Genomic DNA, 26173 nt, shown 5'->3' on the forward strand with positions numbered 1-26173 from the left:
AAGCTGTCGGGCATCTTGCGTTGTATTTTTCGGGCGGGCGGGACGCCCAACCCCTACTCCCCACAACAATTTCATCTGAGATGTTGCACCATTCTCAATAAGCCTTTTATGAACAGGCTTTTCGGCCTGTGAAGCGAGAAAACTCATTCTTTGTGGAACGGGCCCCAGAGCCCGTTCTTGACAATGGTGCAGCATCTGAGATCCTACGGCTTATTTGTGTCTAATTAGCTCGTAAATTTCCACATAGTCTTTAGCTGGATATTTCCACGAATTGTCACAATTCATGCCTTGAAGCATGAGTTTTTCAAATTCATCATGATAGTCATACCACAATCCGATCGCCCGATCGAGCGCCGACTCTAAAGCAGAGTAGTCTGTTTGGTAAAACACGTAACCGTTGCGCTCTTCCGGGATGTGGCGGGTGTCGTAATCTCGATCGAACACAGTATTCACCAAACCGCCAACTCCCCGCACCACAGGAACAGTACCGTACCTCAACCCAATCATCTGAGTCAGCCCGCAGGGTTCGTAATTACTGGGAACCACAATCATATCCCCACCGGCGTAAATTAAGTGCGACAGTTCCTCATTAAAACCTAGTTCTAAATGGCAGTCTGGATTGTCATTTAAAAAGTATTTTTCGTGCTGGAAATGAGCGTTAATTCCCGCTTCCGTCGCGGAACCCAAAAGCACAAATTGCGCTCCCTTACTCAGAGAGTAATAAATTGCATGGTGGACGAGATGAACGCCTTTTTGGTCGTCCAAACGACCGATAAAGGTAATAATAGGCTTGTCAGCATCGCGCAGTAACAGCCGATCGCGCAAAGCTTTTTTAGTTTTAGCTTTTCCTGCCAAATCCTTCTGATTGTAGTGGTGCGGAATATAGCGATCGCTTTCGGGATTCCACACATCATAATCAATGCCGTTGAGCACCCCGCGAAACTTATCTTGATATAAATGCAATGTGTGGCCCAAACCGTAGCCACACTCGCCGAGGTGAGCTTCCCAAGCATGGTGCGGCGAAACTGTGGTGACAAAGTTCGAGTAAACAATCCCACCTTTCATAAAGTTGAGGGCAAAAGGGTTAAAGTTATCTCGGAGGCGAGCGTAATCAAAATAATAATCCTCTCGATTCAAACCCGTTGCATTCAAAATATCGCTACCTCCCATGCCTTGATGTTTGAAATTGTGAATGGTATAGCAGACTCGCTGATTTTCCATCCAATTATATTTGTAAATTTCAAACAGCATGACTGGAATCAAACCAGTTTGCCAATCGTGACAGTGAATCACATCGGGACGCTTATTGCTTCTGAGCAAAAATTCCAAAGCGGCTTTGCTGAAAAATGCAAACCGCATATTGTCGTCATTGCACCCGTAATAACAGCCGCGATTAAAAAAGTTATCTTGAGAGCGAGGTTCGATGAAAAAACACAACTGCCCGTGCACCCAGCCGCACAAGACATCACAGAGGATTTCGCCGCCGTACCAGGGCACAGCCAGATCCCGGTAGGCTTCGTGAAGTCCCCAAATGTGGTCGTACCTCATGCAGTCGTACTTGGGTAGAATAATCTCGACGCAGTGGCCGGAATTCTGCAACTCCCGACTCAAACCGTAAACTACGTCGCCCAAACCTCCTGCTTTGATGACGGGGGCGCACTCCGAGGCAATTTGTACAATGTACATTTTTTTTTCTCGCTCCTGATGAATCAAAAAGATATTTTCTTAACATGACAAAGTATATGGTTTCTCGCCAAATAAGCAAGTAGGCCATTGGGAATACAGGGAAAATAGCCGCAAAAGCCGATGTTGAGACGGATTTGGGCGATCGGCGATATCGTTTCGGCATTGCTGCAACTCGATCGCAAATTCCGCAAAACATAACTCATATTCTCGCATTTGTCAACTCAATCTTTTGAGTCAAATCGCCATTTGTCTCGTCTAGTTCCGAATAGCGATCGAATAACTCACTCAAAGCTTCTTCTCCAACAATTTCTCCATTACTGACAAACTTCTCTACCTCCACCGAACCATCACTCAAAAATTCTATTTCCCACCGTTCCCCAGGTACAGCTACAATTACCATCAGAGCTTCATCGCGATGATGCGCTAAACTGTAATCGATAGCCTGTTTTTGCAATTTTTGCAAAAATAATATTACTTGGTCAAATCCATTATTTTTCATCTATCAAATCTCCCATCGCTCAACAATTTGCGAACCATCTTAAAGCCGGGTATATTTTCTTCAGCACCTCTTTCTATTTGCTCCCATATCATTTCGCTAAATTCTTCCCAACTTGGCGAATTTGCCGGAAGCTGTGCTTGTTTTATACTACCTTTTTTACCTTTGAGAATCTCAGACACTTTCATGCCTGCAAATTTGTGTGCGATCTTTCTTCCTCCTTATCTTACATAAATCCCACTCATCATTCTCATACCGATCGAAAAAAATGCAACAACTCAACCCAAACCCATAGCATCATTTTCACATACTAATAATTTACCTTTCCCCTGATAATACCAAACATAACCCTCTCCACCGCCTTTGCCAAAATGACCTAATTTTCGATAATCTTCTTCAATCCCCTTGGTAAATCCTTTCACCAAATCGCAATCAGCTATCAAAGTTTCACCTTGTTTGAGTTCGACAACCTTAGCCGGTGAACTTGTAGCTGCTACAACAGTAGCTGTTTGCTCGCGCAAAGCTGTAACAGCAATTCTCCACCTACCGTCATTAGAAGCCGCCACTTGTCGGAATTTCAGTTTTTTAGCACCGATAACTACATTGTCCGAACAAAACTGAAATACACCATCATCAAATTCCCACTGCTCCCCATCCGACAGAGCGATCGGCGTATAATGCAGGAAATGCCCTTTTTGTCTCGGTTCCAGTTTCACCGTACCACTTCCTTGATATACAGGAGCGTTGTAGTCCATTTCCGTAGTCAAAGATACCCACATATCTTTCAAACGGTTATCCGTTTTATAAACACCGGAAGTCAATTTCCCCATACACCAATGCAGCGCGCCTTTTTGAATGATCACTCCGGAATTATTCAAGTTAATTTCCGCTTGCTGAACGAGGGGAATATTCTTAGTGGGATGATAAAACTTGTTCGTTTCTGGATTGATATTATTTTGGATGTACCACAAATCTGTTGGTTCCAAAACCTTGATTTCGTATTTCATAATATACCTCGCATATTTACGTGAAATGTGTTAAACATTTGACCCACGATTTGGGGCTGCCGCGCTCCCGGACTTATCTTGGGAAATTTATCTTTTGCAGACATCCTCTCCTACTGTTAAAGTATCTATAGCAATCCTAAATGAGCCGTAAATTTTTGACCCCACCCCAACCCTCCCCTTATCAAGGGGAGGGAGTAAGAAATTTACAAATGATTTAGGATGGCTATAGCTATCTTAGCAATAGCAGACAGCGCCCCTCCACAATTGTTGAGAAAAATTTATGCCTGCGATCGCACAATCTCCCAACCTACCCATTTTACAAGAAATCAACTCAGGATTACCCAATATTTGCGGCTCCGAAGCAGAAATCAGTGCCGCAGCCAATAGCAACGAACCAATCTTTCTACCTACCACAAATCTGCGCCTCGAAAACATTCAAGCCGGATTCGCCTGCGCCCTCCATATGCACCAACCCACAATTCCTGCAGGTGCAAACGGCGAACTGATCAGCAATCTCCAGAATATGTTTGAACATCCCAACCAAGGAGATAATCACAATGCCGGAGTGTTTGCTTGGTGCTATTCTCGCATGGGAGAATTCATTCCCCAACTGATTGCCGAAGGCTGCAACCCGCGAATAATGCTCGACTATTCGGGCAATTTATTGTGGGGATTGCGCCAAATGGGACGCGACGATATCTTCGACAATCTCAAGCGGATTACCTGCGATCCTCAATATCAACCTCACGTAGAATGGCTGGGCACAATGTGGAGTCACGCCGTCATTCCCTCAACTCCCATTCCCGATATAAAACTTCAAATTCAAGCATGGCAACATCATTTTGCAGCCATTTTTGGCATAGATGCCCTGAAGCGCGTTAAAGGTTTTTCGCCCCCTGAAATGCACTTTCCCAATCACCCAGATACACTTTACGAATACATCAAAGCTTTGAAAGAATGCGGCTATCGCTGGCTGATGGTGCAGGAACATTCTGTAGAAAATCCCGACGGTTCGGGATTGTCGCAAGACCAAAAATATATTCCCAACCGTTTGGTTGCCCGCAATTCTCACGGCGAAACAATCAGCATCACTGCTTTGATTAAAACCCAAGGTTCTGATACGAAATTGGTCGGTCAAATGCAGCCTTATTACGAAGCCAAAGGACGGAACAAACAGCAAATTGGCAATATTACAATTCCTTCTTTAGTCACTCAGATTGCCGATGGGGAAAATGGCGGCGTGATGATGAATGAATTTCCCAGCGCTTTTGTCAAAGCTTGGCACGAAAACCGCGAACAAGGCGGGGGAAAATCCGGCGTTGTTGGTTTAAACGGCACTGAATATTTGGAGATAATTGAAGCGGCTGGTGTTAATCCTGATGATTATCCGATTTGTCAAGGGGTTAACCAGCACAAAATCTGGCACCTAGTCGATCCAGATAGTGCAACACCGGAAAAAGTCGAAAGTGCGATCGCCCAACTCAAGCAAACCGACCATAATTTTCACATGGATGGTGCTTCTTGGACTAACGATTTGAGTTGGGTGAAAGGCTACGAAAACGTCTTGGAACCGATGAATCTACTCAGCGCAGCATTTCACAAAAAATACGACCCGCTGGTGCAGCAAGATGCGACCGTTACCAAGCAGTTTGAATACCAGCAAGCTTTGCTTTACAATTTGTTGGTGCAAACAAGCTGTTTCCGCTATTGGGGACAGGGAACTTGGACTGATTACGCGCGCGAACTTTACAACCGCGGCGCTGCTTTAATGAAGTAGGAAAAGTTGGTAATTGCGATCGGGCAAATAGCTTAGATCAATTATTAGCGTTCGTATTTATGCAGGGACACTATATATAGTTTCCCTGCATAAGTCCTGTATAGAGTGGGGCTAGCAAGATGCACACCCCACTAGATAACGCGAGTTTCGTTAAACCTTGGTCAGGAGTTCGTAGATAGCTGTTTTTGTTTTCGTCGATTTGACTACTCCAGCATCCTGGATATATTGCAAGAGGCGTAGGGCTTCTTCAAGTTTGTTGGTAGCATCGATAACGAGTGGATGACGAGACACTTTGAGGTCTTTGATCAAGGTGGAGATTGGCTTGTCTATGCAAAGAGACAGTTGTTGGTAGTTGGATTGCTGTTTCGTCATATCTTTTAAACTTTTGAATCAGTACATCTATAGCTTTGCACTCGCATAGCTAGTCGGTTCCAAACAAAGGTTAGGAAGTTTGTTATGATTATCTGTTAGGGACTTGATCGTGTGGTAACGATGGTACGCACTCCAAATTCATCCGAAGAGTTATTTGCCGAACCCGCAACTAATTGGGATCTGCAAAAGTTATACAAAGACTTAGCCGTTGCCAAGCGAGAGTTTGCGCCTCACAAGAGACGGGGACTCACAGACACAGAAAAGAAACATCTGCGTGGATTACTTTGTGGTTATAGTCCTGCTGAAATGGCTAAAAAGCTACATAAAAGTGCTAGAGGAGTGGAAGCTGACCTGTGTAGCACAATATATCGGTATGTTGAACAACTGACCAAACAACCACTCAGTACCCTAAAAAATTGGCGGGATATTCCTGAATGGTTGGAAAAAACTGGATACAAAATACCAGTATTTAATGCAGTCGAGCGTGAGAAGGCGATCGCATCTTCTCCTCCAGAGGATATAGAGGCGCTGGTGCAGAAGGTGCGATCGCATTTCAACAAAACGATCCAAGACCAGTGTGCAAACTTATGCACATTTAACCTGTCCTATACTCCTATGCTGGGAAATCTTAGCAGGATGTATGTTCAGACTAAACTAAATGAAGCTCAAGGCTTTGGAGCCGGAGAATTTAGTCACGAACGGCAATTATGGGATGAAGTAGTGCTGAGACATTCAAAGCTGATGGTATTAGGTAAACCTGGTGCCGGTAAAACTACATTACTACAGTACATTGCACTTAATTGTGATGAAATTGAGTTTCAACCCAAGTTAGTCCCTATTTTTATAAGTCTGGAAACTTTGGCTGAAAATAAGCGTACCGATGAAATTGATATATTAGGATACATTCAAAACAAATACTGCTGTAGTAATGTTTCAGAACCAGAACTTGAAAGTTTACTGAGTCACGGCAGACTGTTGTTTTTGGTTGATGGTTTAGATGAAGTTATAGAAGGAAAAATTAGTAGTGTTAATTCACAAATTAATCACTTAGTTGATATTTATAGCAACAATCGATTTATAGTCAGTTGTCGAAAGGAGTTTCAAGCATATCAATCTAAAAAATTTGCTCAGTTTGGTTTTTGCTTAGTAGCCGATTTTGGAAAAACTCAGAGAGACGATTTTATTAAACAATGGTTTGATGAAGTTGCAGTGATTGCACAACCAAAACGATCGGTCAAAGCAAATGACTTAATTAAAAAGCTGGATCGGCCAGAAAATCAGCGAATCCGAGAACTGACCGATACGCCTCTGTTACTCCATCTAATTTGTCTGATTTTTCAAGCAAGAGGAGATTTGCCGTCTAAAAGAGTTGAGCTTTACAGAGAAGCAATAGATTTATTACTAGAAAAATGGAATCAATTTAATGAGCGTTTACACATAGATGTAGTGGAATTGAAAAAATTATTAAGACGTATAGCAGCTATAACCTTTGAGGCGGGCAAGTCTTATTTTGAAGAAGCGGAAATTTCGCCACTTATTGCGAATTGTTCTCAAACTTTATACACTACTGAAGTTTTCTCTGGTCTTATTGTAAAAAAGGGATGGAGACAATATGCTTTTTCTCATCAAACTTTTCAAGAGTATCTAATTGCTGAAGACTTAGTAAGTTCTCAACAATGTTGGAGAACATTGCTTGTTCACCTTACAGAAACTCGCTGGCGCGAGATATTTTTTCTTGCACTTGAAATGGAGAAAGATACCGATATATTTATACGATTATTCACACAAGGAGTTCAAGATTTAATAGATGAATGTGAACAGTGGTGGAGTGATGAATCTGAATCATGGGTATCTAATATAGATGATAGTTATTCGGGTTTTTTAGACGCATCGCTAACTAAGGTTAATCAAAAATTAACTGACGTGAAAAAAGATTATAAAATAATAGCTATTCGAGCTTTTTATTTTATGGCTAGTATAATTATTTCTCCCGTTTACTCTATGGCAGGTGAATTTCTTGCTTTTAGTTCTTGTATATATGATTTTTCAACTACTAAGATTGTTGAGTTAACTTGCACTATCGATTGTCAACTTAGCTCAATTCTAAAAATCGACAACCAGTCTAGGCTTGTAAGCGATATTGAATTTGATTATCGCCTAGTTTTAGCATTTGACATTGCAAGCCAATTAGCGAATTGGTGTTCGTTGTGTAATATTAAAGAATTTGACGCAGAAGAATTTTATAATTTAAATTTGGAATTAGACAAGGCACTTTACTTTAATATTCCCCTTCATTCTCTTGAAAACTGGAATTTGATTAGCTCGCTTCAACAACTTAAAAATCAACTGCCTGTGACGAATGAAGAATTAGAAAAGCTTAGAGAATGGTGGGGGAATCAAGGTTGTGAATGGCTGGATCAGTTAAAATTTTGGATAATCGAGCATCGTCAAATAGTAGATCACCTGTATTTATATGATTGCAATGTAGAAACAGCACATCACTATTGTGATATAAATAAGTTACTAATAGAGTGTTTGAATCGTGGCACTCAAGTACCTGATGAATTGCGATCGCACATCGAAGACAACCTATTTTTACCCCTTGATTCCTCGCTCAGCTAGAAAAAACAGGGGAAAAGATGCTCAAGCAGAACGGGATTGTCACTCCGTCAGAGTTGAGTCTCAATTTCCCCATGCCCGATGCCCAATTCCCCCTTCCCAAAATCTTACATTTCCTGCATCAACCGCAAATAATTCTGCCGCATCTGCGTCATATTTTCCATCATTCTATTAGCCATATCTTTCTCAACATCGCTCATTTGCTGCCAAAATAAAGCAGATCGCCTCGCCATAATTGCTTCTTCCCAAAGCATCTCCAAAAGTTGCGCGGCCATTGGGTTTTCAGCATCGATAATCCCACACAATTGCTCGAAGGCCCGGTTGGCTTCGGTGTGAGTGCTAACATCCTGAACCAGGCTTAGGCATTTTTTGAGTTGTACGATCGGATTTTCAGAAGAGTAAGCCATAATTTCACTAAGATAAGCGACAAAATTTACACTGATACCTTTGAGATTACTAGAGTTGTGACACAGCCGTAGAGTTCCCTACATACCAGCGCCAAGGCAAATCCATGCCTTGAGAAATCCCGATCCGCGTAGTTTGCACAAAATTGATTGTACCCTCCTCCACAGCTTGCTGAAACTTCTCGCTCCGGTGTTCCAACCGCAGTGGTTGGCCTGCACCCAAGGGAGAACCGCTTAAAGTTCGATCGATATCCAGTACCTTACACAGTTTCCCAGGCCCGGCGGCGAGGCGCGATCGCTTCTTATCAGGAATTGCAGCGAATTCTTGGGGAACCGCATCTACCTGCAAAGCTCGAATCAGCACAGCACTAGCAACTCCCTCTGCATCCGTCACCACGTTAAAACAGTGATACATCCCGTAGATTAAGTAAACGTAGCTCATACCCGCAGGCCCGAACATCACCTCATTGCGAGAAGTGCGCTTTCGGTAAGCGTGACAAGCGGGATCTCCCGGGCCGTAAGCTTCGGTTTCGACAATCATTCCCCGAATCGTCTCGCCGTCAGGAAACTGCCGCACCAGAGTACAGCCCAGCAAATCTGGCGCTACGCTGGTAGATGGCCGCGCCAGCCAAAAAGATTCTACAATCTGAGTATTTGCACTCACTCAACAACAGCAGGTAAATTATGGACGTTAAGTTAGTTTTAGCAGTCTTGACAGCAGTTTTCACGGTTTGCTGTCTGTTCTTCGGCACAAAAAACGGATTCTACGATACTGACAAGTATCATGGTAACGGTTCTGCTCACTAATTTTAGGCGATCGTTAGTTGCTTAAAAAAACCGCCGCCTGTCAGTCAGGCGGCGGTTTTTTTTTATGAACCACAGAGGCCACAGAGGACACAGAGAAAGAGAAAGAGAGAGCGGAAAGAATCAAAATAAGTTGACAAATGATGACACAGCAGATTGCTGTATTTGCTGCAATTAAGGGTGAATTTTGCCATCGGGCATTTTAGTTTCTTGCAAGCTAGCATTCTCGAAGTCGGCGCATCCCGGCAAATTAAAGCGAACTGTCGCTCCCCGCTCCGTTGCTTTCATATTTAAGCCAACTACTGCATTTTCTGGGTTATTTTTTTCGGGAACAGCAGTGACATTAACATCCATATTTGCTCCTTGACTATTAGCATCAAGGTTGAAAGTGATGCCGCTACATCCCAAATCAGCTCCGGTCAAGTTGGCTCTATTTAAGTTGGCATTTTTGAGGTTGGCATTGGTCAACTTGGCTCCTGATAAGTTAGCACCTTCTAGGTTGGCTCCCTGCAAGTTGACTCCTTGCAAGTCTAACCGTTGTAAGTTGGCATTGCTGAAATTGCATTCCGGACACTGTTTTGTTTGCAGCAATTCCTTGACTTGGTTTTGTTGGTGGGAAAATGTTAGATGTTTTACCGCAGTAAATACAACTGCGATAGACAATCCAGCAGTAACTAAATTTTTTAATTTCATAAATATCCGAAAAGCTTCGGGGGCTTTATATCGCGGTTAATACATTTCTACAAGAGTGCGATCGACCTTTCCACAATTTCCCCAAAAAAATGCAGGCATCTCCCAGCAGCAGTTCAACCCCAGGGGGAACGCATCTTATTGAACACTATTCATCAGTGGTGAGTATATTTGGAAATAAATTCACCCTTTTTAGAAGCTACAGACACGATTTATACTGACTTTTTAGATCGAAAAGGAACGGATTAATGGTGGTTTTGACTTAATGCTAGTTTTGAAACCCTAAAAATATTACACGCACTGTTTACAACTTGTATAATAGTTAGCCAGGAGTTATTTCTCAAAATTTAGTTAACTGCAACAGCGAGAACATTAGTCAAATATTCATCATCCCACCCGGCTCAAAGTCGGTTATTTCTTGCTGTGTTTTGTGAGGTTTTTTGTTGATTCAAAAAATTAAGCGAGATGTTTCTAATTATAGCAAATTTTTGCGGAGGCTTATCTTTTCTAATCCGACAATCAGCCTTACGAAAACTCACATATAATACCCCATGTAAAGAATTTTTAATTCCCCAAGGGCTGCGGAATGATTCACCAACTTTTTGAGCATCATTGGGTAACTTATTAATATAATAACGACTTTAAAGAGGTGTTTTTTTCACTATTTCACTAATCATCTCAAACCTCTAGTATGAATTTTTCCCATTAATTGGATGTCAATCTGCTCTTTAATGTCACTTAAAATTAAGGAACTGCGAATTTCTAAACGACCGTGATTGCTCTCTTTATTTGTCGAATAAGCTCTATGTTGAACTCCAGAAAATCCTTCTCTAATTGCTTGTTTAAACAACTCGTCTCCTCTGGCATACAGGGATGCTTGGTTCTTTTTTAATGTGATTTCACCATCTACTTATTGTTCGACAATTGACTTCACAATTGACCTGTGACAGCCCAGAGCATCAATGGTGACAATGCTTTTATTTAATTCTAATACTTTGAGTACAGCCGGAATAGCTGTAATTTCATTAGATTTTTTATCAACCTTAACTTGTCCTCAAACTAATCTTTGACTGGTCGCCCAAGCACTGACCATATGAAGTGCTTTTTTATTTCCTCCCCGATGGTAAGAATGGCGAAGAGTTTTGCCATCAATTGCGATTACTTCTCCTGGATGGAAGCAACTAATAGATTTAATCCAACTCAAAAAAAATTCTGAAATCGCTCCGGGTTGAGGCGAAAAAATACTCGTGAAATTGTGTCAGGTGAAGGTATGCCATTCGGCTAGTCTAAAATTTTATTTGACCCTTCGTATTTAGCTCGCCCGTAACTTTCGAGATCCACCCATGTATCAGCACCGCAAATCACGGCACAAAGTGAGAGGCTGATAATGTCAATTAATTGATGATGTTTAGTCCGCTCAATTCTGGGAGGTTCTAAGTCAAAAAAATGGTCAGCGATGCTGATTTTAGGTTTAAGTTTCAGGCATGGTTAACTCTAATTAAATGTTTTGTATGTACTCAATAATTCTTCTCCCATATACGAGCTTATGTTAACATAAAGTTTAGGTTAGTCCTGCATAGCAATGAAAATGTGTTATAATTTTATTCTTTATAACCTACCTTGAATTTTAGCTTAGGAACTGTTCCAAGTGTAACTCTGAAACCCGATTGAAAAATGGTCGCACTCGCTAGCGATTAGCAAAATTTTAAATGTCGAGATTGTGGAAGACAATTCCTCATGACTCCCAGACATCAACCGATTTCATTAGCAACAAAAGAGTTGAGCGATCGACTTTTATTAGAAAAGATATCTCGGGCTGGGATTGTGAGGGCGACTGGGGTTTCGGAACGGTGGTTGCAATACTATGTTACTAAAAATTGAGGCTCGGTAAAAAGAGAATTAGAAGTTAAGTCCAAAAAGAAAGGGAAGCTCACAATTCAATGTGATGAAATGTGGTTATTTGTAGGCAATAAGGATAACAAGCAGTGGAAAGAGCTGGCAATTGATGTATCAACTTTTCATAAATTGTAGGAGTGTATATTGGTAAAAGAGATCAAGCTGGCGATCAAGGATTATGGGATTCACGTGCGACCCGTTTATCGTCACTGTGCCGTAAGTTATACAGACTTTTGTCATTTCCTCTGGAACAGTTTTTCCTCAAAAAAGACACAAGGCAGTAGGAAAGGAGACTGGTATGACAAACTATCTAGAAATATTTAATAATACGATGAGACAAAGAATATCTAGATTGGGAAATAAAACTCTTTCATTCTCCCAAAAAATCTCCCATCATATTGGGGCTATTTAGTATTTGATTCATGAGGATAACGCCCGTTTATCTATCAATTAAAAGCCTGGATTTTCCGGGCGGTGCAGGACTAACAAGTTTAGATGCGATCGCCCCGATCGCAGTGATGATACACAAGGAACCAAGTGTCCTTTTCACTCTCACCTCCGTAAAAGTAACCCGCGAGGAGATACAGGACGTATAGAATCTTCGGTTAGTTACGAAGATTCCTTACAATTAGAAAGGCGACATCGCATCGCTCGTCGTGGTCTTAGTTATGGAGAAGATGACGTTACCAAAGAACCTGAAACAGGGTCAGGATTGCTATTTTTGTGCTTTCAAGCTGATATTGAAAATCAATTCAATTTTATGCAATCAGCATGGGCTAATCAAAAAAACTTCTGCCAAATCAATGTGGGGCCTGATCCGCTGATTGATCAGGTTAGCGGTAAGGCATCTGGTCAACCCATAGGAACTCAGAAATGGCCGGAAAAGTGGGGGGAAGCGGAAACCGCACAATATGACTTTAGCCTGCGGGTTACCATGAAAGGCGGTGAATACTTTTTTGCCCCTAGTATCAGCTTTATCAACAATATAGGACTTACGTAAAGTCTCTATTTTTAGGGCGTGTTAGCGGAACCAAAGTATGGTAATCTGCCATATAAACAGGCCAATCTTGAATCTTTAAGTTAGGGCCACGCTCTCAGGCTAAATTTAGCGAATAGTGAAAAAAATGGGAGAGCGTTTGCTTTCAAGCTTATTCTCAATTAGAGAAGTTTAGCTAATAAATACAAAAAAAGGAGTTAGGTATGGTTAACCTCAAAGAAAGAATTACCCAAATCGCCGAAATTGTCACCTATTTTCCAAGTTTTATTGCCCAAACTTTGGAAAAATTCTCCTCCCTGAATTGGAAGTTAGTAACAATTGGATTATTAGTAGCAAGTTTGGAGATATTAGCACCTACGAGTGCTAATGCTCAAGGTCAAGTCGTGGCTGAGCCTGCTCAAGTCACAGTGTCAGGGATGCGTGGAACTGTTGCAACTCGCAATATCGTCCTGCAAACTAATACGCCGATAAATAATTTGCAGTTAATCCCCTTGGATTTGAATAGGAGTGATGGGGATAGTATTTTTCCGGCACAGGCAATTAGTGTGGAAAAACCTTCGGTCAGTTCAACCAACCAGAATCTCATGATGACCTTGGTAAAGTTTGATCTGAATAAAGTCCTTAGAAGTGGAGAATTTAACGGAAAGCTGTGGTTGAGTTACCAAGATGGAGAGCAAGTTATCCCTTTAACTATAAAAGTGAAAGACCATTGGTTTTTACCATTACTCATCTTATTAGTAGGGTCAGCATTAGGCATCAGTGTTTCTCTTTATCGGACTCAAGGGAGACCGCGCGATGAGATTTTAGTCCGAGTCAGCCAAGTTCGCATCCAAATGCAAGATGATGCAGATTTTATAAAATTTGAGGAATTTAAAGCGAGAGTGGAAGCACATTTAATTGATGTAAAAATGGCGCTTCAAGGGGAACGCTGGGACGAGGCTATAAATTCTGTTCAGCAAGCAGAGTTAGTCGAGAGTAAATGGCTCAAAGGTCGTGCTGATTGGTTGGCACAGTTAGGTTATGCTGATGAAATCAAGCAGCAGTTACAGGATATGGGGCCGAGCGTTCCTTTTGTACAGACGGTGTATCGCAGTTTGGAAGATGCGCTAAGAGACGCTCCCGATTTAGACAGTCCCGTGCAATTGCGCGATCGCCTCCAAGGATTAGCTGAACAAGTGAATTCTTACCTTTCACTCCAAGCTAAGATAAAACAACTTTATAGTTTGAGCGAGGAGTTGTCTGTTGAACAGGCAAAAAATTGGCAGCCTAAACTACAGAATTTAGAACAGCGTATAGAAAGCTTACAGCCTGCTGATTTAACAAAAGATGCTAATTTAAGAGATGAGGTAGAAGGGGCGATCGCGGAAATTACAGAACTGCTTTCCCAGCAAGCAGATATGGTAAATCCGGCAGAACTCGATTTCGGAGTAAATGCGGGGGGGATGATGGCCCGAGGAGCCCAAATCCGGGGTATAATGATAAATTTACTGGGAGCCGCACCCTCTACTAGCTTAGTGAGTTGGGAAGAGCAAGCGTCGGGTGCGAATGTACGTTTGAAGGTTTTTACTGTGACTAGCTATATAATTGCGATCGTGTTTTTAGCCGGAGCAGGTTTTAGCCAACTTTATGTTGATAAACCTACTTTTGGAGATAATCCTTGGAACGATTACTCTGCGCTGATGGCTTGGGGTTTTGGAGCCGAGGCTACCAGAGATGCTGTTACAAAGGTGGTGCAGGGGTGGAGTTTACCTGGATTAAAATGATGTTAACTTCGTTGGTCTCAAGAAAATGATTTTTCGATTAAGTGTTGAAAGTAGTAAACTTATTAGGTGAAAGAGATGGAATACATTCGATATTTTAATAGTTATAACGCTGGTGGTTATAAAACTATTAAAATATGTTTGGGTAGTAAGGAAAAACTCTAAGATGCGGGAAAAATTCATAATTTTACCCCTATTTTGTATTTTTTTACCTCCAGAGAATGCACGCTCAAAAGTTAAAGGTATTGTTTGTTGTCAGAGTACGAGAACATATAAACCATTGTCGAAGGGTTCTGGGCGATCGCCTGTGAGTTCTCTTGGCGAACTAGACCTCTGTCTTGTGGTTTACCCACTTCTGCTATTAGACCTCATGTATCTGAGAAAGGCTCTAGAAATACTTACGCTCTGCTTTGTCAGCTTTGAAAACAGCTATATTTTATAGATTTGGGCGCGGGCTGCAAGAAAAGAGAGACGTATTTACTATCTATAAAGCTAGTTTTTTGTTAGTTGGAGCTTAAAATTTGTTTAGTCCTGTTAGCCATAAAAAAATAATTAAAGATGTATGTTTATCTGCCCTTCTCCACTCAGGTTCTAGGAGTTTTATATTTACGTTATAATTAGTGTTGATAACGGCAGGTTATTTGTCATTTGACCATAGAGAGAGCGAGAAATAATGAGAGGAAATGACGAATGAAAGTCTTTGAGTTTGAAATTACTATCCAGAGCAAATCAGGTGAGAGTATCTGGCCCATTGTTGTCAGGTGTAAGAAACCGGACGGACTAACCATCCATTCAAAAGAAACTCTTGAGCTAAATCAGGAGGACTTGAACAAACTCACTCAACAGCAAGAAAACGAGAGGGAATACGGCACTCTACTAGGCAAAGCTTTGTTTCGAGGAGCTGTATACGACACCTTTGTTCGTGCCTTATCCCAGAGTAGTCAGGACTCGCTGTTACGGATTTTGCTGTCGATCGAAGCGGCTGACAATGACCCTATCAAAACCTTGCATTGGGAAAGGCTGTGCGCTCCGATTGATGCCGATGGAGAGTGGCATCTTTTAGCCCGCAACCAGCGCGTTCCCTTTTCCTTGTACATTCCTACTATTATCGATCGGCGCTTTCCCCCCATTGGACGGCGCGACTTGCGGGCACTGGTGCTGGTAGCGAGTCCCTCTAATATCGGTAAGTTTCAATTAGCACCTTTTGACGTTGAAGCTGTTTTATCTGGAGTCAAGGAAGCGCTTGGTGAAATTCCTTATGAAATTTTGGCAAATGATGTCGCAGGTGCGATCGGGCCCCCAACCCTACAAGAACTGTCTAAGCAACTGACTAACGCCAAGAAGCCATACACCTTGCTGCACTTTGTCGCCCACGGCAAGCTGCTGGATAACGGAGAAACTGTTCTGTACTGGGCAAAAGCAGATAACCAAGTTCAGCCAGTGACTGGGGAAGAATTACTTTCAGAGCTCAAGAACATCGGTAATCATCAGAGGAGCTTACCTCACTTTACCTTCCTGTGCACTTGCGAAAGTGCCGACCCCAGAGCAGAAGCAGGATTAGGTGGATTAGGTCAAAGATTGGTAAGAAATTTGGGGATGCCTGCGGTAGTAGCGATGACACGCAAGGTGAGCGTAGAGACAGGCTTGGCTCTAGGACAGAACTTTTACCGACGACTCAGAGAGTCCGGAGAGGTAGATACGGCGCTACAAGAGGCAACAGCCGGATTGGGAAAACGCCACGATATTGCTGTCCCGGCTCTGTTTAGTCGCTTGGGTGGGCGTCCCTTATTTAGCGATCGCCTTGACGATCGGGATTTAACCGACGAGGAAATCGAGCATGGCATTGAAAAGCTGCGACAGCTTCTCCAAGAGCGAGCACCTAATGCCTCTGTACTAAAGCAGAGGTTTGAAACGCAGGTAAAGACGCTGAAAAATACACGGGGAGCCGAGTCACGCACAGCGCGCGAACAGCGCCAGCAGGCAATAGTAGAACTCAACAACCTCTGCGAGCAAGTAATCGAAATCAGTTTCGACGCTCTGGCAGCCTTGGGTAAGCAACCACCAGAATACAAGGCTGAGTGCCCGTTCCCTGGGCTGTCTTCCTTCGGTGATAAAAAATACCACAAGTTCTTCTTTGGGCGCGATGAACTGATTAGAGATTTACAACATGAACTGGCGAAGGATAATTTCTTAGCTGTTATCGGTACTTCGGGTAGTGGCAAGTCATCGGTGGTGCTAGCTGGGCTGATTCCTAAGCTCAAAGAAGAGGAGCTAAGCCTCCAGTGGGCTTACATGACGCCTGGAAAGGAGCCGCTGAGGCAACTAAAAAGACGATTAGAAAGATTATTGAAGGTATCAGAGCATCATTCAATATTAGTGGTAGACCAATTTGAAGAAGTATTCACTCTCTGTGAAGATAAAGCCGAGCGGATCGAGTTCATTGAAAAGTTATTAAACTTTGCCGATCGGCGGAAAGTCGTAATTACAATGCGGGCAGACTTTTTGGGAGAGTGTACCTTTTACCCCGAACTGAGAAAGCGGATTGAAACCCGACAAAAATTGGTTGGGCCGATGGAACCTGCAGAACTGATTACAGCAATGAAGATGCAAGCAGACAGGGGGGGACTGCGCTTTGAAGCTGGCTTGAGCCACGCGATACTCAATGATGTACAGGGGGAACCAGGGGTGATGCCGCTGCTGCAATATGCGTTGCAGGAACTGTGGAAACGGCGGCGGGGACGCTGGCTGTGCGATGAGGAGTACCAGGCGATCGGTAAAGTCCAAAAGGCAATAGCTAAGACTGCCGATGATTTCTACAATAGCTTGTCAGCCCCTGAGCAAGAACAAGTCCAGAATATCTTCTTGCGCTTAACCCGCTTGGATGCGAGTGCCCTACCTGGGGAGAAGCGACGGGACACACGCCGACGAGTGGAGTTAGAAGATTTGGTGCCAACAGGCGACGATCTAGCAGTGACAAGAAAGTTGGTGCAGCAGTTGGCTGGGGGAGGCGTGCGGCTTGTAGTTACCAGTCGCAACGAAGCTACGGGGAAGGAAGAGGTGGAAGTCGCCCATGAAGCTTTAATCCGCTACTGGCCAACGTTACAAAATTGGTTGAATCAGAACCGCAGTGACTTGCTATTGCGAGAAACCATCAATCAGGCAGCTCAGGAGTGGCAGCAGCACCAAGAGCAACCAGGCCAAGACACTTATCTTATCCATCATGGGGGACGATTAGAAGATGCAGAGGTGTTGTGGAAGCACCCCAAATTTGTGCATCTCAACCAACTTGAGGCGGAATATGTTTTAGCTTGTGTCCAGTTGCGCGAGCGCCGACGCAAGCTTGAGGAACAACGCAAACAGCGCCAACTCATGGCTGTTGCGAGCGCCGCTTTTATCTTGGGTGGATTTGCCATTTTTGCTGGAATTAAGTGGAGGGAAGCAGAAATGGAGCGAATTCAGGCTCTTCTACAATCCGCTGAGATGGGCTTGGTCACTCATCAAACATTGGATGCAAGGATAGGCAGTTTACGGGCAGGGAAAGAACTCAAGCAGTCATTCTGGCAAGGCCGGTTGCCACATGCTGGGTTAGAGGATCAAGTGTTCGGTAAGTTGACCAGCACAATTTATGCAGGACAGGAGATTAATCGTTTAACAATCGATCGAGGTACGGTCACGAGCGTGGCGATTAGCCGGGATGGTTGGCTGGCTACTGGTGATGATGAGGGCAATGTCCGCCTGTGGGATACCAAAACCCAGAATTGGGAGACACTCCCAAAGAGCAATTATTCTGGAAATACTTATGAAGGCACTTCGGTAGCGTTCAGCCCAAATGGCCAGTTCCTGGCCATCAGTAGAAGAAGTCAAGGTTCAAGAGGAGGCGTTTACCTGTGGAATACCAAAACCAAACAGTCGGACAAACTCCAGGAAAGCAATTCCGGAGCCTATGAGGTAGTGTTCAGCGCTGATAGCAAGTTCCTCGCCTCCACCAGTTCAAATGACGGCACTGCCAAGCTGTGGGATACCCAAACCAAGAATGTGACAAAATTCCAGCGTCGTCAAGAAAAGGTCACTAGCGTGGCGTTCAGCCCAGATGGCCAGCTCTTAGCCACCATTGGAGTTGATGGGACTGTCCACCTAGAGGATACCAAAACCAAGAAGCGGGACAAACTCGAGGAGAACGGAAGTCAAAAGAAGGTTTTTAAAGTGGCATTCAGCCCGAATAGCCAGCTCTTGACCACTATTGGAGTTGACGACAATGGCAAATCCAATATTTTGTTGTGGAATACCAAAACCAAGAAAGTAGTCCCAGAATTTACTCAAAACTTTGATCAATACCAAGATGAGCTCGATAGCGTCGCATTCAGCCCAGATAGTCAGCTCTTGACTGCCATTACAAAGGATGGCAACATCTGGCTGTTCGACATCAAAGGCCGAGTGTTGGCTAAACTCCAAGGACATCAAGGAGAGGTCTATAGTGTGGCGTTTAGCCCAGATAGTCAGAGCCTGGTCACGAGTGGAAATGATAGAACCGTCCGTCTGTGGGACTTCTCTAATCGGCAGTGGCCGATAATCCAGACGGAGGAACCAGTCATGAAAATGGCGTTCAGCCCGGACGGTCAGCGGCTAGCTACTTTGGGAGTTGGGGGCATTATCCAGTTGTGGAATACCAAAGGTAAGGATTTGCCTTTACTCCCAAAGCATCAAGGCCCGGCCAACGACGTGGCATTCAGCCCAAGCGATCAGCTCTTAACTGCCACTACGACAGATGATGGCATCATCCGCCTGTGGGACGCCAAATACAATCCGCTGGTTACCCTTTCGGGGGAGCAAGCCGGGGCTGAGGTGGCGATCGGCCCGGATGGTCAGGAATTGGCTGTTGGTAAAAATATAGATGGTAGCGTCTGGCTAGGGGACATCAAAGGTAACAAGCAGTCAATCAAACTCGAAGGAAATCAAGGACAAGAACAGGAGATCATCGTCAGCGTGGCGATCGGCCCGGATGGTCAGCACTTGGCTGTTGGTGGAAATGATGGTAGCGTCTGGCTGGGGGACACCAAAGATCCAATGTTGTCAAAACTCAAGGCAAAGAATGTTTCTAGCATGGCGTTCAGCCGGGATAGTCAGCTTCTAGTCACTGGTGGAGAAGACGGCACTATCCAGTTGTGGGACAATCAAGGCCAGCAGTTGAAGGACAAACTTGCGAAACATACAGGCGAAGTATTAAGTGTGGCATTCAGCCCGGATGGTAAGTCCCTAGCCACTGGTGGAAGGGACGGCACTACCCGACTGTGGAGCATCGAAGGTCAGCCTTTAGCCAAGTTCCAGGGACATCAAGGCATGGTTAAAAGCGTGGTGTTCAGTCCGGATGGCAAGCTCCTGGCTACCAGTGGAGAGGATCGCACTGTTCGCCTGTATCAGATTGGAGGAGGACTGGATGAACTCCTAGCAATGAATTGCCATTGGGTACGCGACTATCTGAAGAACCCCGATGTCGCTCTCAGTAGCGATCGCAATCTTTGTAAGGATATCCCCCCTCCTAGTAGTTCACCAAAAAAGTAGTTAGCGTCAGACCGAAACGAGGACACAAGTCCTCTGTTGCGATCGCCCCCTAAAACCTCAAGACTTACGTATGCACGCTATATTATATAGCGTGCTAAAAATTCCGCAGGCTGGGAAAAATAAGTGAGCGAACGTCATAAAAATCAAAATTTAACTGCTCAAAAAAATACCGACTTTCCTGTTAAAGGATTAGACTATATATAATAGTAGTGGAGTTTTTAACTTCTTGTTTAGGGTAGTCGGACAGTAATTTATGCTTTAAGTAATCTACTGTTTTTCCCATCAAGCGCGCTGTTATTTTGAGGAAATTCCACCCTCTAATTGCACAAACCATATGATTTATTTGAATCACGGCTTTGCGACATTGACAAGCTTCTCTAGCTGTTAAGTGTTTGAGTGCGCGGTGTAATTTTTCAATTTGGCAACGCATTCTGCCATTTTTTTTTGCATCCGTTGTGTCACGTTAATTTAAATCAGTTGAATGCGATGTGCTTCGTTACAGCTATATGCGTTTTGCGTCGCCATCGAAAAGTCGATATATTCAATAGCAGTGGATTTATCCCCTCATTTTACCACATGTTAACTTAAAGTGGGTAAGTTTGGTTAAGAGAGAAACATGAATAGGTTTTTATCAACAAATAAAAGCGATGTACTTCCTTCTCTATGTTCCTAGGTATTTCAATAATTAGGTTATGCCAGTTTTATATTTAATAATCAATTAGTTTTAAGAATGGAAAATAATTCGTTATCTGACCATATAAAGAGCGAGAAATAATGAGAGGAAATGACCCATGAACGTCTTTGAGTTTGAGATTACCATTCAGAGCAAATCAGGCGAGAGTATCTGGCCCATTGTTGTCAGGTGTAAGCAACCGGACGGACTAACCATCCATTCAAAAGAAACTCTTGAGCTAAATCAGGAGGACTTGAACAAACTCACTCAACAGCAAGAAAACGAGAGGGAATACGGCACCCATCTTGGCAAAGCTTTGTTTCAAGGGGCTGTGTACGACACCTTTGTTCGTGCCCTATCCAAAAGTAGTCAGGACTCCTTGTTACGGATTTTGCTGTCGATCGAAGCGGCTGACAATGACCCTATCAAAACCTTGCATTGGGAAAGGCTGTGCGCTCCGATTGATGCCGATGGAGAGTGGCATCTTTTAGCCCGCAACCAGCGCGTTCCCTTTTCCTTGTACATTCCTACTATTATCGATCGGCGCTTTCCCCCCATTGGACGGCGCGACTTGCGGGCACTGGTGCTGGTAGCGAGTCCCTCTAATATCGGCAAGTTTCAATTAGCACCTTTTGACGTTGAAGCTGTCTTATCTGGAGTCAAGGAAGCGCTTGGTGAAATTCCTTACGAAATTTTGGCAAATGATGTTGCAGGTGCGATCGGGCCGCCAACCTTACAAGAACTATCTAAGCAACTGACTAACGCCAAGAAACCATACACATTGCTGCACTTTGTCGCCCACGGCAAGCTGCTGGATAATGGAGAAACAGTTCTGTACTGGGCAAAAGCCGATAACCAAGTTCAGCCAGTTACGGGAGAAGATTTTCTGGCAGAGCTCAAGAACATCGGTAATCATCAGAGGAGCTTACCTCACTTTACCTTCCTGTGCACTTGCGAAAGTGCCGACCCCAGAGCAGAAGCAGGATTAGGTGGATTAGGACAAAGATTGGTCAGAAATTTGGGGATGCCTGCTGTAGTAGCGATGACTCGCAAGGTGAGCGTAGAGACAGGCTTGGCTCTAGGACAGAACTTTTATCGACGACTCAGAGAGTCAGGAGAGGTAGATACGGCGCTACAAGAGGCAACAGCCGGATTGGGAAAGCGGCATGATATTGCTGTCCCGGCTTTGTTTAGCCGCTTGGGTGGGCGTCCCTTATTTAGCGATCGGCTTGACGATCGAGATTTAACCGACGAGGAAATCCAGTATGGTATTGAAAAGCTGAGCAAACTCCTCGTAGAACGCGCCCCTAATGCTTCGGTACTCAAGCAGAGGTTTAAAACGCAGGTAGAGATCCTCAAAGATACCCAAGGAGCCGACTCACGCACAGCGCGTGAACAGCGCCAGCAGGCAATAGTAGAGATCGATAACCTGTGCGATCAAGTCCTCGAAATTAGCTTTGATGCTCTCTCCGCTTTGGGCAAACAACCACCAGAATACAAGGCTGAGTGTCCTTTTCCCGGTCTATCTTCCTTTGCTGAGGAACAATACCACAAGTTCTTCTTTGGGCGCGATGAGCTGATTAGAGATTTACAAAAGGAACTGGCGAAGGATAATTTCTTAGCTGTTATCGGTACTTCGGGCAGCGGCAAATCATCCGTAGTGCTAGCTGGGCTAATTCCTAAGCTTAAAGAGCAGGAGCCAAGCCTACAGTCGGTTCGCATCACACCGAGCAACGAGCCGCTGAAACAATTAGAAATACTGTTAAAGGTATCGGAACAGCATTCAATATTGGTGGTAGACCAATTTGAGGAACTGTTCACCCTCTGCGAGGATAAAGCCAATCGGCAAGAATTTATCGACAAGTTGTTTCACCTTGCCGAACGCCGAAAAGTTGTCATAACGATGCGGGCGGACTTTTTAGGAGAGTGTACCTTCTACCCCCCACTGAGAAAGCGGATTGAAACCCGACAAAAATTGGTTGGGCCGATGGAACCTGCGGAACTGATTACAGCGATGAAGATGCAGGCAGACAGGGGGGGACTGCGCTTTGAAGCTGGCTTGAGTCACGCGATTCTCAATGATGTGCAGGGGGAGCCAGGGGCGATGCCGCTGCTGCAATATGCGTTGCAGGAACTGTGGAAGCGACGGCGCGGACGCTGGCTGTGCGATGAGGAGTACCAAGCGATTGGTAAAGTCCACCAGGCGATCGCTAAAACTGCTGATGATTTTTACAATAGCCTACCAGCTAAGAAACAAGAGCAAATCCAGAATATTTTCTTGCGCTTAACTCGCCTGGATAAGAATGCCATACAGGGAGAGAAGCGACGGGACACCCGCCAGCGAGTGGAGTTAGAGGATCTCGTGTCCAGTGCGAGCAATCTGGCAGAGACTAAGAAGTTGGTACAGCAGCTAGCTGGTGAAGGGGTACGGCTAGTCGTTACCAGTCGGAACGAAACTACCGGGAAGGAAGAAGTAGAAGTCGCCCATGAAGCTTTAATCCGCTATTGGCCAACGTTGCAGGAGTGGTTGAGCCAGAACCGCAGCGACTTGCAACTGCGAGAAAACATAAATCAGGCGGCAGAAGATTGGCACCAGCACCGGGAGCAACCAGACCAAAACAGCTATTTAATCCATCAGGGGGGAAGATTAGAAGATGCACAAGTGCTGTTGAAACAGCCCAAATTTGTGCATCTCAACCAAGAAGAATCTGAATATGTCTTGGCTTGTTTGGAGTTGCGCGATCGCATCCGCAGGCAAGAAAAACAACGCAGACATCGCCTGCTTTTCGCCGCTGTCAGCTCAGCTTTTGTCTTTGCTGGATTTGCTATCTTTGCGGGATATCAGTGGCGGCAAGCAGAAGTTGAGCGAATTCAGGCGTTAAGTGCTTCCTCAGAAGCTAAGTTGGCAACAGATCAATTAAAGGCATTGATAGGAAGTTTACAAGCTGGAAAAGAAGTTAAGCACCTGTGGATATCAAAAGCAACCTTAATCAATGAAGTAATGGGCAGGCTGCACAAAGTAACTTCTGAAGTCAGAGAACTCAATCGCCTAGAAGCGTATGAACGCTCAGTTACTGATGTCAGTTTTAGCCCTGATGGCCTGCTACTGGCGAGTACTGGAGTTGATGGCACAGTTCGTTTGTCAGATTTACATGGCAAAGAACTAATTAAATTTGGAGTGAGTAAAGAGCGTGTTAGAAATATCTACTTTAGCCCGGATGGTCGGCTACTGGCGACTGGTGGTGAGGATGGGACTACAAAATTGTGGGATTTGAAAGGAAACCTAATGAGAGAATTTCCTAAGCAGAAGGAGGGGGTATTTAACATCACTTTCAGCCCTAATGGTCAGACTATTGCCACTGGTTTTGGAAATGGCATGGTTCGCTTATGGAGTTTGGAGGGCAAATTATTAAAAGAATTTCCTGCCCATAATACCAGTAAGGATAAAAAAGTGTGGGGCATCAGTTTTAGCCCTGATGGTAAGACTCTCGCTACGGGTTCGGGAGACCGCACCGCCAAGTTGTGGGATTTGAACGGAAAACTATTAAGCGAATTTAAAGGCCATAAAGATACGGTGTTTAGTGTTAGTTTTAGTCCCGATGGTCAAAAACTTGCCACTGCCTCTATGGACAGCACCGTCAAGTTGTGGGATTTGAAAGGAAAAGAGTTGAGAGAATTGTCAGGACATAAAGACTGGGTGTTTAGCGTCAGTTTTAGTCCGGATGGTCAGAACCTTGCCACTGGTTCCAAAGACGGCGTTGTTCGCTTTTGGGATTTGAATGGAAAACTATTGAAGGAATTTAAAGGACATTTAGATGCGGTTAGAAGTGTTATTTTCAGCCCAAATGGCAAGCTTTTGGCCAGTGCAGGATACGACAACACTGTCCGCTTGTGGGATTTGCAAGACCGCCAGCAGTTAACTGATTTCAAAGGGCACAAAGGCACTGTCTGGAGTGTCAGTGTTAGTCCGGATGGCGATATCCTGGCGACTGCTGGAGCTGATGGCACTGTCCGCCTGTGGGATTATTTATCACGTGAGCAGTTGGGAGAATTCAAAGGTCATAAAGGTATAATCTGGAAGGTAAGTTTTAGCCCGAATGGCAAACTTTTAGCTACATCAGGAGAGGATGGCACCGCTCGCTTGTGGAGTTTATTTGGTAAGCAACGGAGAGAATTAAAGGGTCATAAAGGTCCAGTTTTGGGTCTAAACTTTAGCCCGGATGGTAAATTTTTAGCTACATCAGGAAAGGATGGCACTGCTCGCTTGTGGGATTTGTCTGGTAAGCAATTAAGAGAATTAAAAGGTCATGAAGGTGCCGTCCTGAGTGTCAGTTTTAGCCCGAATGGCAAACTTTTAGCTACGGCAGGAGCGGATGGCATTGTACGTTTGTGGGATTTATCTGGTCAGAAGGTAAGAGAATTCCCCGCGCATCGAGACTGGATCAACAGCGTCATTTGGAGCAATGACGGTCAAAAACTGGCTACAGCTAGTAGCGATCGCACTATCCGTTTGTGGGATTTGTCAGGTAATCAATTAAAGGAATTAAAAGGTCATATAGGTGCAGTACAGAAACTCCGTTGGAGTAACGATGGTAAGCTGCTAGCGAGTGCGGGATCTGACTCAACTGCTCGTCTGTGGGATGTAGCCGGTCAAGAGGTAGCTGTATTCAAAGGTCATAAAGGTGAGGTCAAGAGCGTCGGTTTTAGTCTCGATGGCAAGCTTTTAGCTACGACTGGTGAAGATGGGACTGTTAAGTTATGGCGGGTTGAAGGATTAGATGAGCTGATGGTGCGGGGTTGCACTTGGGTACGTGACTATCTTAATAATCCTGATTCCGAACTTATGTCTGAAGAACGTCACGTTTGTGATGGTATTGGCACTGCTAGTAATTTACCAAAAAAGTAGGAAGCGTCAGACCGAAACGAGGACGCAAGTCTTCTGTGGCGATCGCCCTATAACAATAGACATCTCTACAATGACCGAGAAAATGGGATGCAAGCCCCGTCCTTTTAGGACGGCTTTATGCTATAGTTTAATTGGTTGAAATCCCCACCTAAGATTGCAGCGATATATACTCATCTTGAGTTGAAACCGGGACTGATCCAGTAATAGGGAAAGACCCAAGGGCAATGGTTAAAATCCAACCTGGAAGCAAAACAAAGTATTGTTAATGTTTTTCAAACAAAACGATACATATAGTCTGGATAGGGCATTGCCACGACTTAAAATGAACATGGAGGCCCTCGTAAGACTACTTCGGTAGCATTGGTCGATGAAGTGTTAAGAATCCTCTCGCCTTTAGGCAGGGGAGTATGTCAAAATAGCTAATTCCGTAAGGATTGTGGGTATTTCAAATTGCTAACTTATTTCCGCTCACCTGTAGCAGCATTTGTAGGGTGCGTGGAGACACACCCTACAAATACTTTATTCAC

The 26173-nt window shown here is 44.1% G+C and carries 16 protein-coding genes and 2 pseudogenes; 8 read left to right on the forward strand and 10 right to left on the reverse strand.

The genetic code is table 11. The features are described 5' to 3' along the window. Window positions 1–210: 210 nt before the first annotated feature. From glgA to QT992_RS02985, 5 genes are all read right to left on the reverse strand, one after another. A complete protein-coding gene (glgA, locus tag QT992_RS02965) occupies window positions 211–1686 on the reverse strand; it encodes a glycogen synthase GlgA (protein ID WP_333376516.1) in 1476 nt (491 codons plus the stop codon). Window positions 1687–1709: 23 nt separating this feature from the next. Continuing rightward, window positions 1710–1889 (reverse strand): hypothetical protein, encoded by a 180-nt coding sequence (locus QT992_RS02970; RefSeq protein WP_333376518.1) that lies wholly within the window; start codon window positions 1887–1889, stop codon window positions 1710–1712. Then, entirely contained in the window at window positions 1886–2185 is a 300-nt protein-coding gene (locus QT992_RS02975) for a hypothetical protein (protein WP_333376520.1), read from the reverse strand. The genes QT992_RS02970 and QT992_RS02975 overlap by 4 nt, the downstream gene beginning before the upstream one ends. After that, on the reverse strand, window positions 2182–2370 hold the full coding sequence (locus QT992_RS02980; RefSeq protein WP_333316394.1) for a hypothetical protein: 189 nt from the start codon (window positions 2368–2370) through the stop codon (window positions 2182–2184). The genes QT992_RS02975 and QT992_RS02980 overlap by 4 nt, the downstream gene beginning before the upstream one ends. A 90-nt stretch (window positions 2371–2460) precedes the next feature. Further along, entirely contained in the window at window positions 2461–3189 is a 729-nt protein-coding gene (locus QT992_RS02985) for an AIM24 family protein (RefSeq protein ID WP_333376522.1), read from the reverse strand. Between the two features lie 280 nt (window positions 3190–3469). Between QT992_RS02985 and QT992_RS02990 the strand changes: the two genes are divergently transcribed. After that, window positions 3470–4966 carry a glycosyl hydrolase family 57 gene (locus QT992_RS02990; protein ID WP_333376524.1) on the forward strand — a complete coding sequence of 499 codons (1497 nt, stop codon included), beginning with the start codon at window positions 3470–3472 and terminating at the stop codon, window positions 4964–4966. Between the two features lie 150 nt (window positions 4967–5116). On the opposite strand, the gene QT992_RS02995 is transcribed toward QT992_RS02990, so the two are convergent. After that, window positions 5117–5338, reverse strand: a complete 222-nt coding sequence (locus QT992_RS02995) for a hypothetical protein (protein WP_333376526.1) — start codon at window positions 5336–5338, stop codon at window positions 5117–5119. A 120-nt stretch (window positions 5339–5458) separates the two neighbouring features. Here QT992_RS02995 and QT992_RS03000 point away from each other — a divergent pair, with 120 nt between their 5' ends. Further along, the gene (locus QT992_RS03000) at window positions 5459–7960 is read left to right on the forward strand and encodes an NACHT C-terminal helical domain 2-containing protein (protein ID WP_333376528.1); all 2502 of its coding nucleotides are present in this window, start codon (window positions 5459–5461) and stop codon (window positions 7958–7960) included. Between the two features lie 104 nt (window positions 7961–8064). Here the strand turns inward: QT992_RS03000 and QT992_RS03005 are convergent, their stop codons facing one another. Then, window positions 8065–8364, reverse strand: coding sequence for a hypothetical protein (locus tag QT992_RS03005; RefSeq protein WP_006633230.1), 300 nt, complete (start codon window positions 8362–8364; stop codon window positions 8065–8067). 49 nt (window positions 8365–8413) lie between these two features. Continuing rightward, window positions 8414–9025 carry a DNA-3-methyladenine glycosylase gene (locus tag QT992_RS03010; protein ID WP_333376530.1) on the reverse strand — a complete coding sequence of 204 codons (612 nt, stop codon included), beginning with the start codon at window positions 9023–9025 and terminating at the stop codon, window positions 8414–8416. 20 nt (window positions 9026–9045) lie between these two features. On the opposite strand from QT992_RS03010, the gene QT992_RS03015 reads away from it, so the two are divergent. After that, the gene (locus QT992_RS03015) at window positions 9046–9168 is read left to right on the forward strand and encodes a hypothetical protein (protein ID WP_006633228.1); all 123 of its coding nucleotides are present in this window, start codon (window positions 9046–9048) and stop codon (window positions 9166–9168) included. Between the two features lie 171 nt (window positions 9169–9339). Here QT992_RS03015 and QT992_RS03020 read toward each other — a convergent pair whose 3' ends face one another. After that, window positions 9340–9858 (reverse strand): pentapeptide repeat-containing protein, encoded by a 519-nt coding sequence (locus tag QT992_RS03020; RefSeq protein WP_333316400.1) that lies wholly within the window; start codon window positions 9856–9858, stop codon window positions 9340–9342. Window positions 9859–10256: 398 nt separating this feature from the next. After that, window positions 10257–11337: pseudogene (locus QT992_RS03025) on the reverse strand (ISAs1 family transposase). 185 nt (window positions 11338–11522) lie between these two features. Between QT992_RS03025 and QT992_RS03030 the strand changes: the two are divergent. The 5 genes and pseudogenes from QT992_RS03030 (at window position 11523) to QT992_RS03050 (ending at window position 25646) form a co-directional block, all read left to right on the forward strand. Further along, window positions 11523–12163 (forward strand): annotated as a pseudogene (locus QT992_RS03030) (IS1 family transposase). A 180-nt stretch (window positions 12164–12343) separates the two neighbouring features. After that, window positions 12344–12751, forward strand: a complete 408-nt coding sequence (locus QT992_RS03035) for a hypothetical protein (protein ID WP_333336931.1) — start codon at window positions 12344–12346, stop codon at window positions 12749–12751. A 200-nt stretch (window positions 12752–12951) separates the two neighbouring features. Next, window positions 12952–14511 (forward strand): hypothetical protein, encoded by a 1560-nt coding sequence (locus tag QT992_RS03040; RefSeq protein ID WP_333336928.1) that lies wholly within the window; start codon window positions 12952–12954, stop codon window positions 14509–14511. 687 nt (window positions 14512–15198) lie between these two features. Then, window positions 15199–20067 (forward strand): nSTAND1 domain-containing NTPase, encoded by a 4869-nt coding sequence (locus QT992_RS03045; protein ID WP_333376532.1) that lies wholly within the window; start codon window positions 15199–15201, stop codon window positions 20065–20067. A gap of 791 nt (window positions 20068–20858) precedes the next feature. Beyond that, window positions 20859–25646, forward strand: coding sequence for an nSTAND1 domain-containing NTPase (locus tag QT992_RS03050; RefSeq protein WP_333376534.1), 4788 nt, complete (start codon window positions 20859–20861; stop codon window positions 25644–25646). The last annotated feature ends 527 nt before the right edge of the window (window positions 25647–26173 follow it).

The organism is Microcoleus sp. T3_D1 (assembly GCF_036700405.1).
Lineage (GTDB): Bacteria > Cyanobacteriota > Cyanobacteriia > Cyanobacteriales > Microcoleaceae > Microcoleus.

Excerpts from the sequence above, each read along its gene's own strand:
- QT992_RS02970 (WP_333376518.1), bottom strand. The coding sequence starts at position 1,889 with ATGAGTTATGTTTTGCGGAATTTGCGATCGAGTTGCAGCAATGCCGAA.
- QT992_RS03020 (WP_333316400.1), bottom strand. The coding sequence starts at position 9,858 with ATGAAATTAAAAAATTTAGTTACTGCTGGATTGTCTATCGCAGTTGTA.
- QT992_RS02995 (WP_333376526.1), bottom strand. The coding sequence starts at position 5,338 with ATGACGAAACAGCAATCCAACTACCAACAACTGTCTCTTTGCATAGAC.
- glgA (WP_333376516.1), bottom strand. The coding sequence starts at position 1,686 with ATGTACATTGTACAAATTGCCTCGGAGTGCGCCCCCGTCATCAAAGCA.
- QT992_RS03000 (WP_333376528.1), top strand. The coding sequence starts at position 5,459 with ATGGTACGCACTCCAAATTCATCCGAAGAGTTATTTGCCGAACCCGCA.
- QT992_RS03005 (WP_006633230.1), bottom strand. The coding sequence starts at position 8,364 with ATGGCTTACTCTTCTGAAAATCCGATCGTACAACTCAAAAAATGCCTA.
- QT992_RS02990 (WP_333376524.1), top strand. The coding sequence starts at position 3,470 with ATGCCTGCGATCGCACAATCTCCCAACCTACCCATTTTACAAGAAATC.
- QT992_RS03045 (WP_333376532.1), top strand. The coding sequence starts at position 15,199 with ATGAAAGTCTTTGAGTTTGAAATTACTATCCAGAGCAAATCAGGTGAG.
- QT992_RS02985 (WP_333376522.1), bottom strand. The coding sequence starts at position 3,189 with ATGAAATACGAAATCAAGGTTTTGGAACCAACAGATTTGTGGTACATC.
- QT992_RS02980 (WP_333316394.1), bottom strand. The coding sequence starts at position 2,370 with ATGAAAGTGTCTGAGATTCTCAAAGGTAAAAAAGGTAGTATAAAACAA.
- QT992_RS03040 (WP_333336928.1), top strand. The coding sequence starts at position 12,952 with ATGGTTAACCTCAAAGAAAGAATTACCCAAATCGCCGAAATTGTCACC.
- QT992_RS03050 (WP_333376534.1), top strand. The coding sequence starts at position 20,859 with ATGAACGTCTTTGAGTTTGAGATTACCATTCAGAGCAAATCAGGCGAG.
- QT992_RS02975 (WP_333376520.1), bottom strand. The coding sequence starts at position 2,185 with ATGAAAAATAATGGATTTGACCAAGTAATATTATTTTTGCAAAAATTG.
- QT992_RS03015 (WP_006633228.1), top strand. The coding sequence starts at position 9,046 with ATGGACGTTAAGTTAGTTTTAGCAGTCTTGACAGCAGTTTTCACGGTT.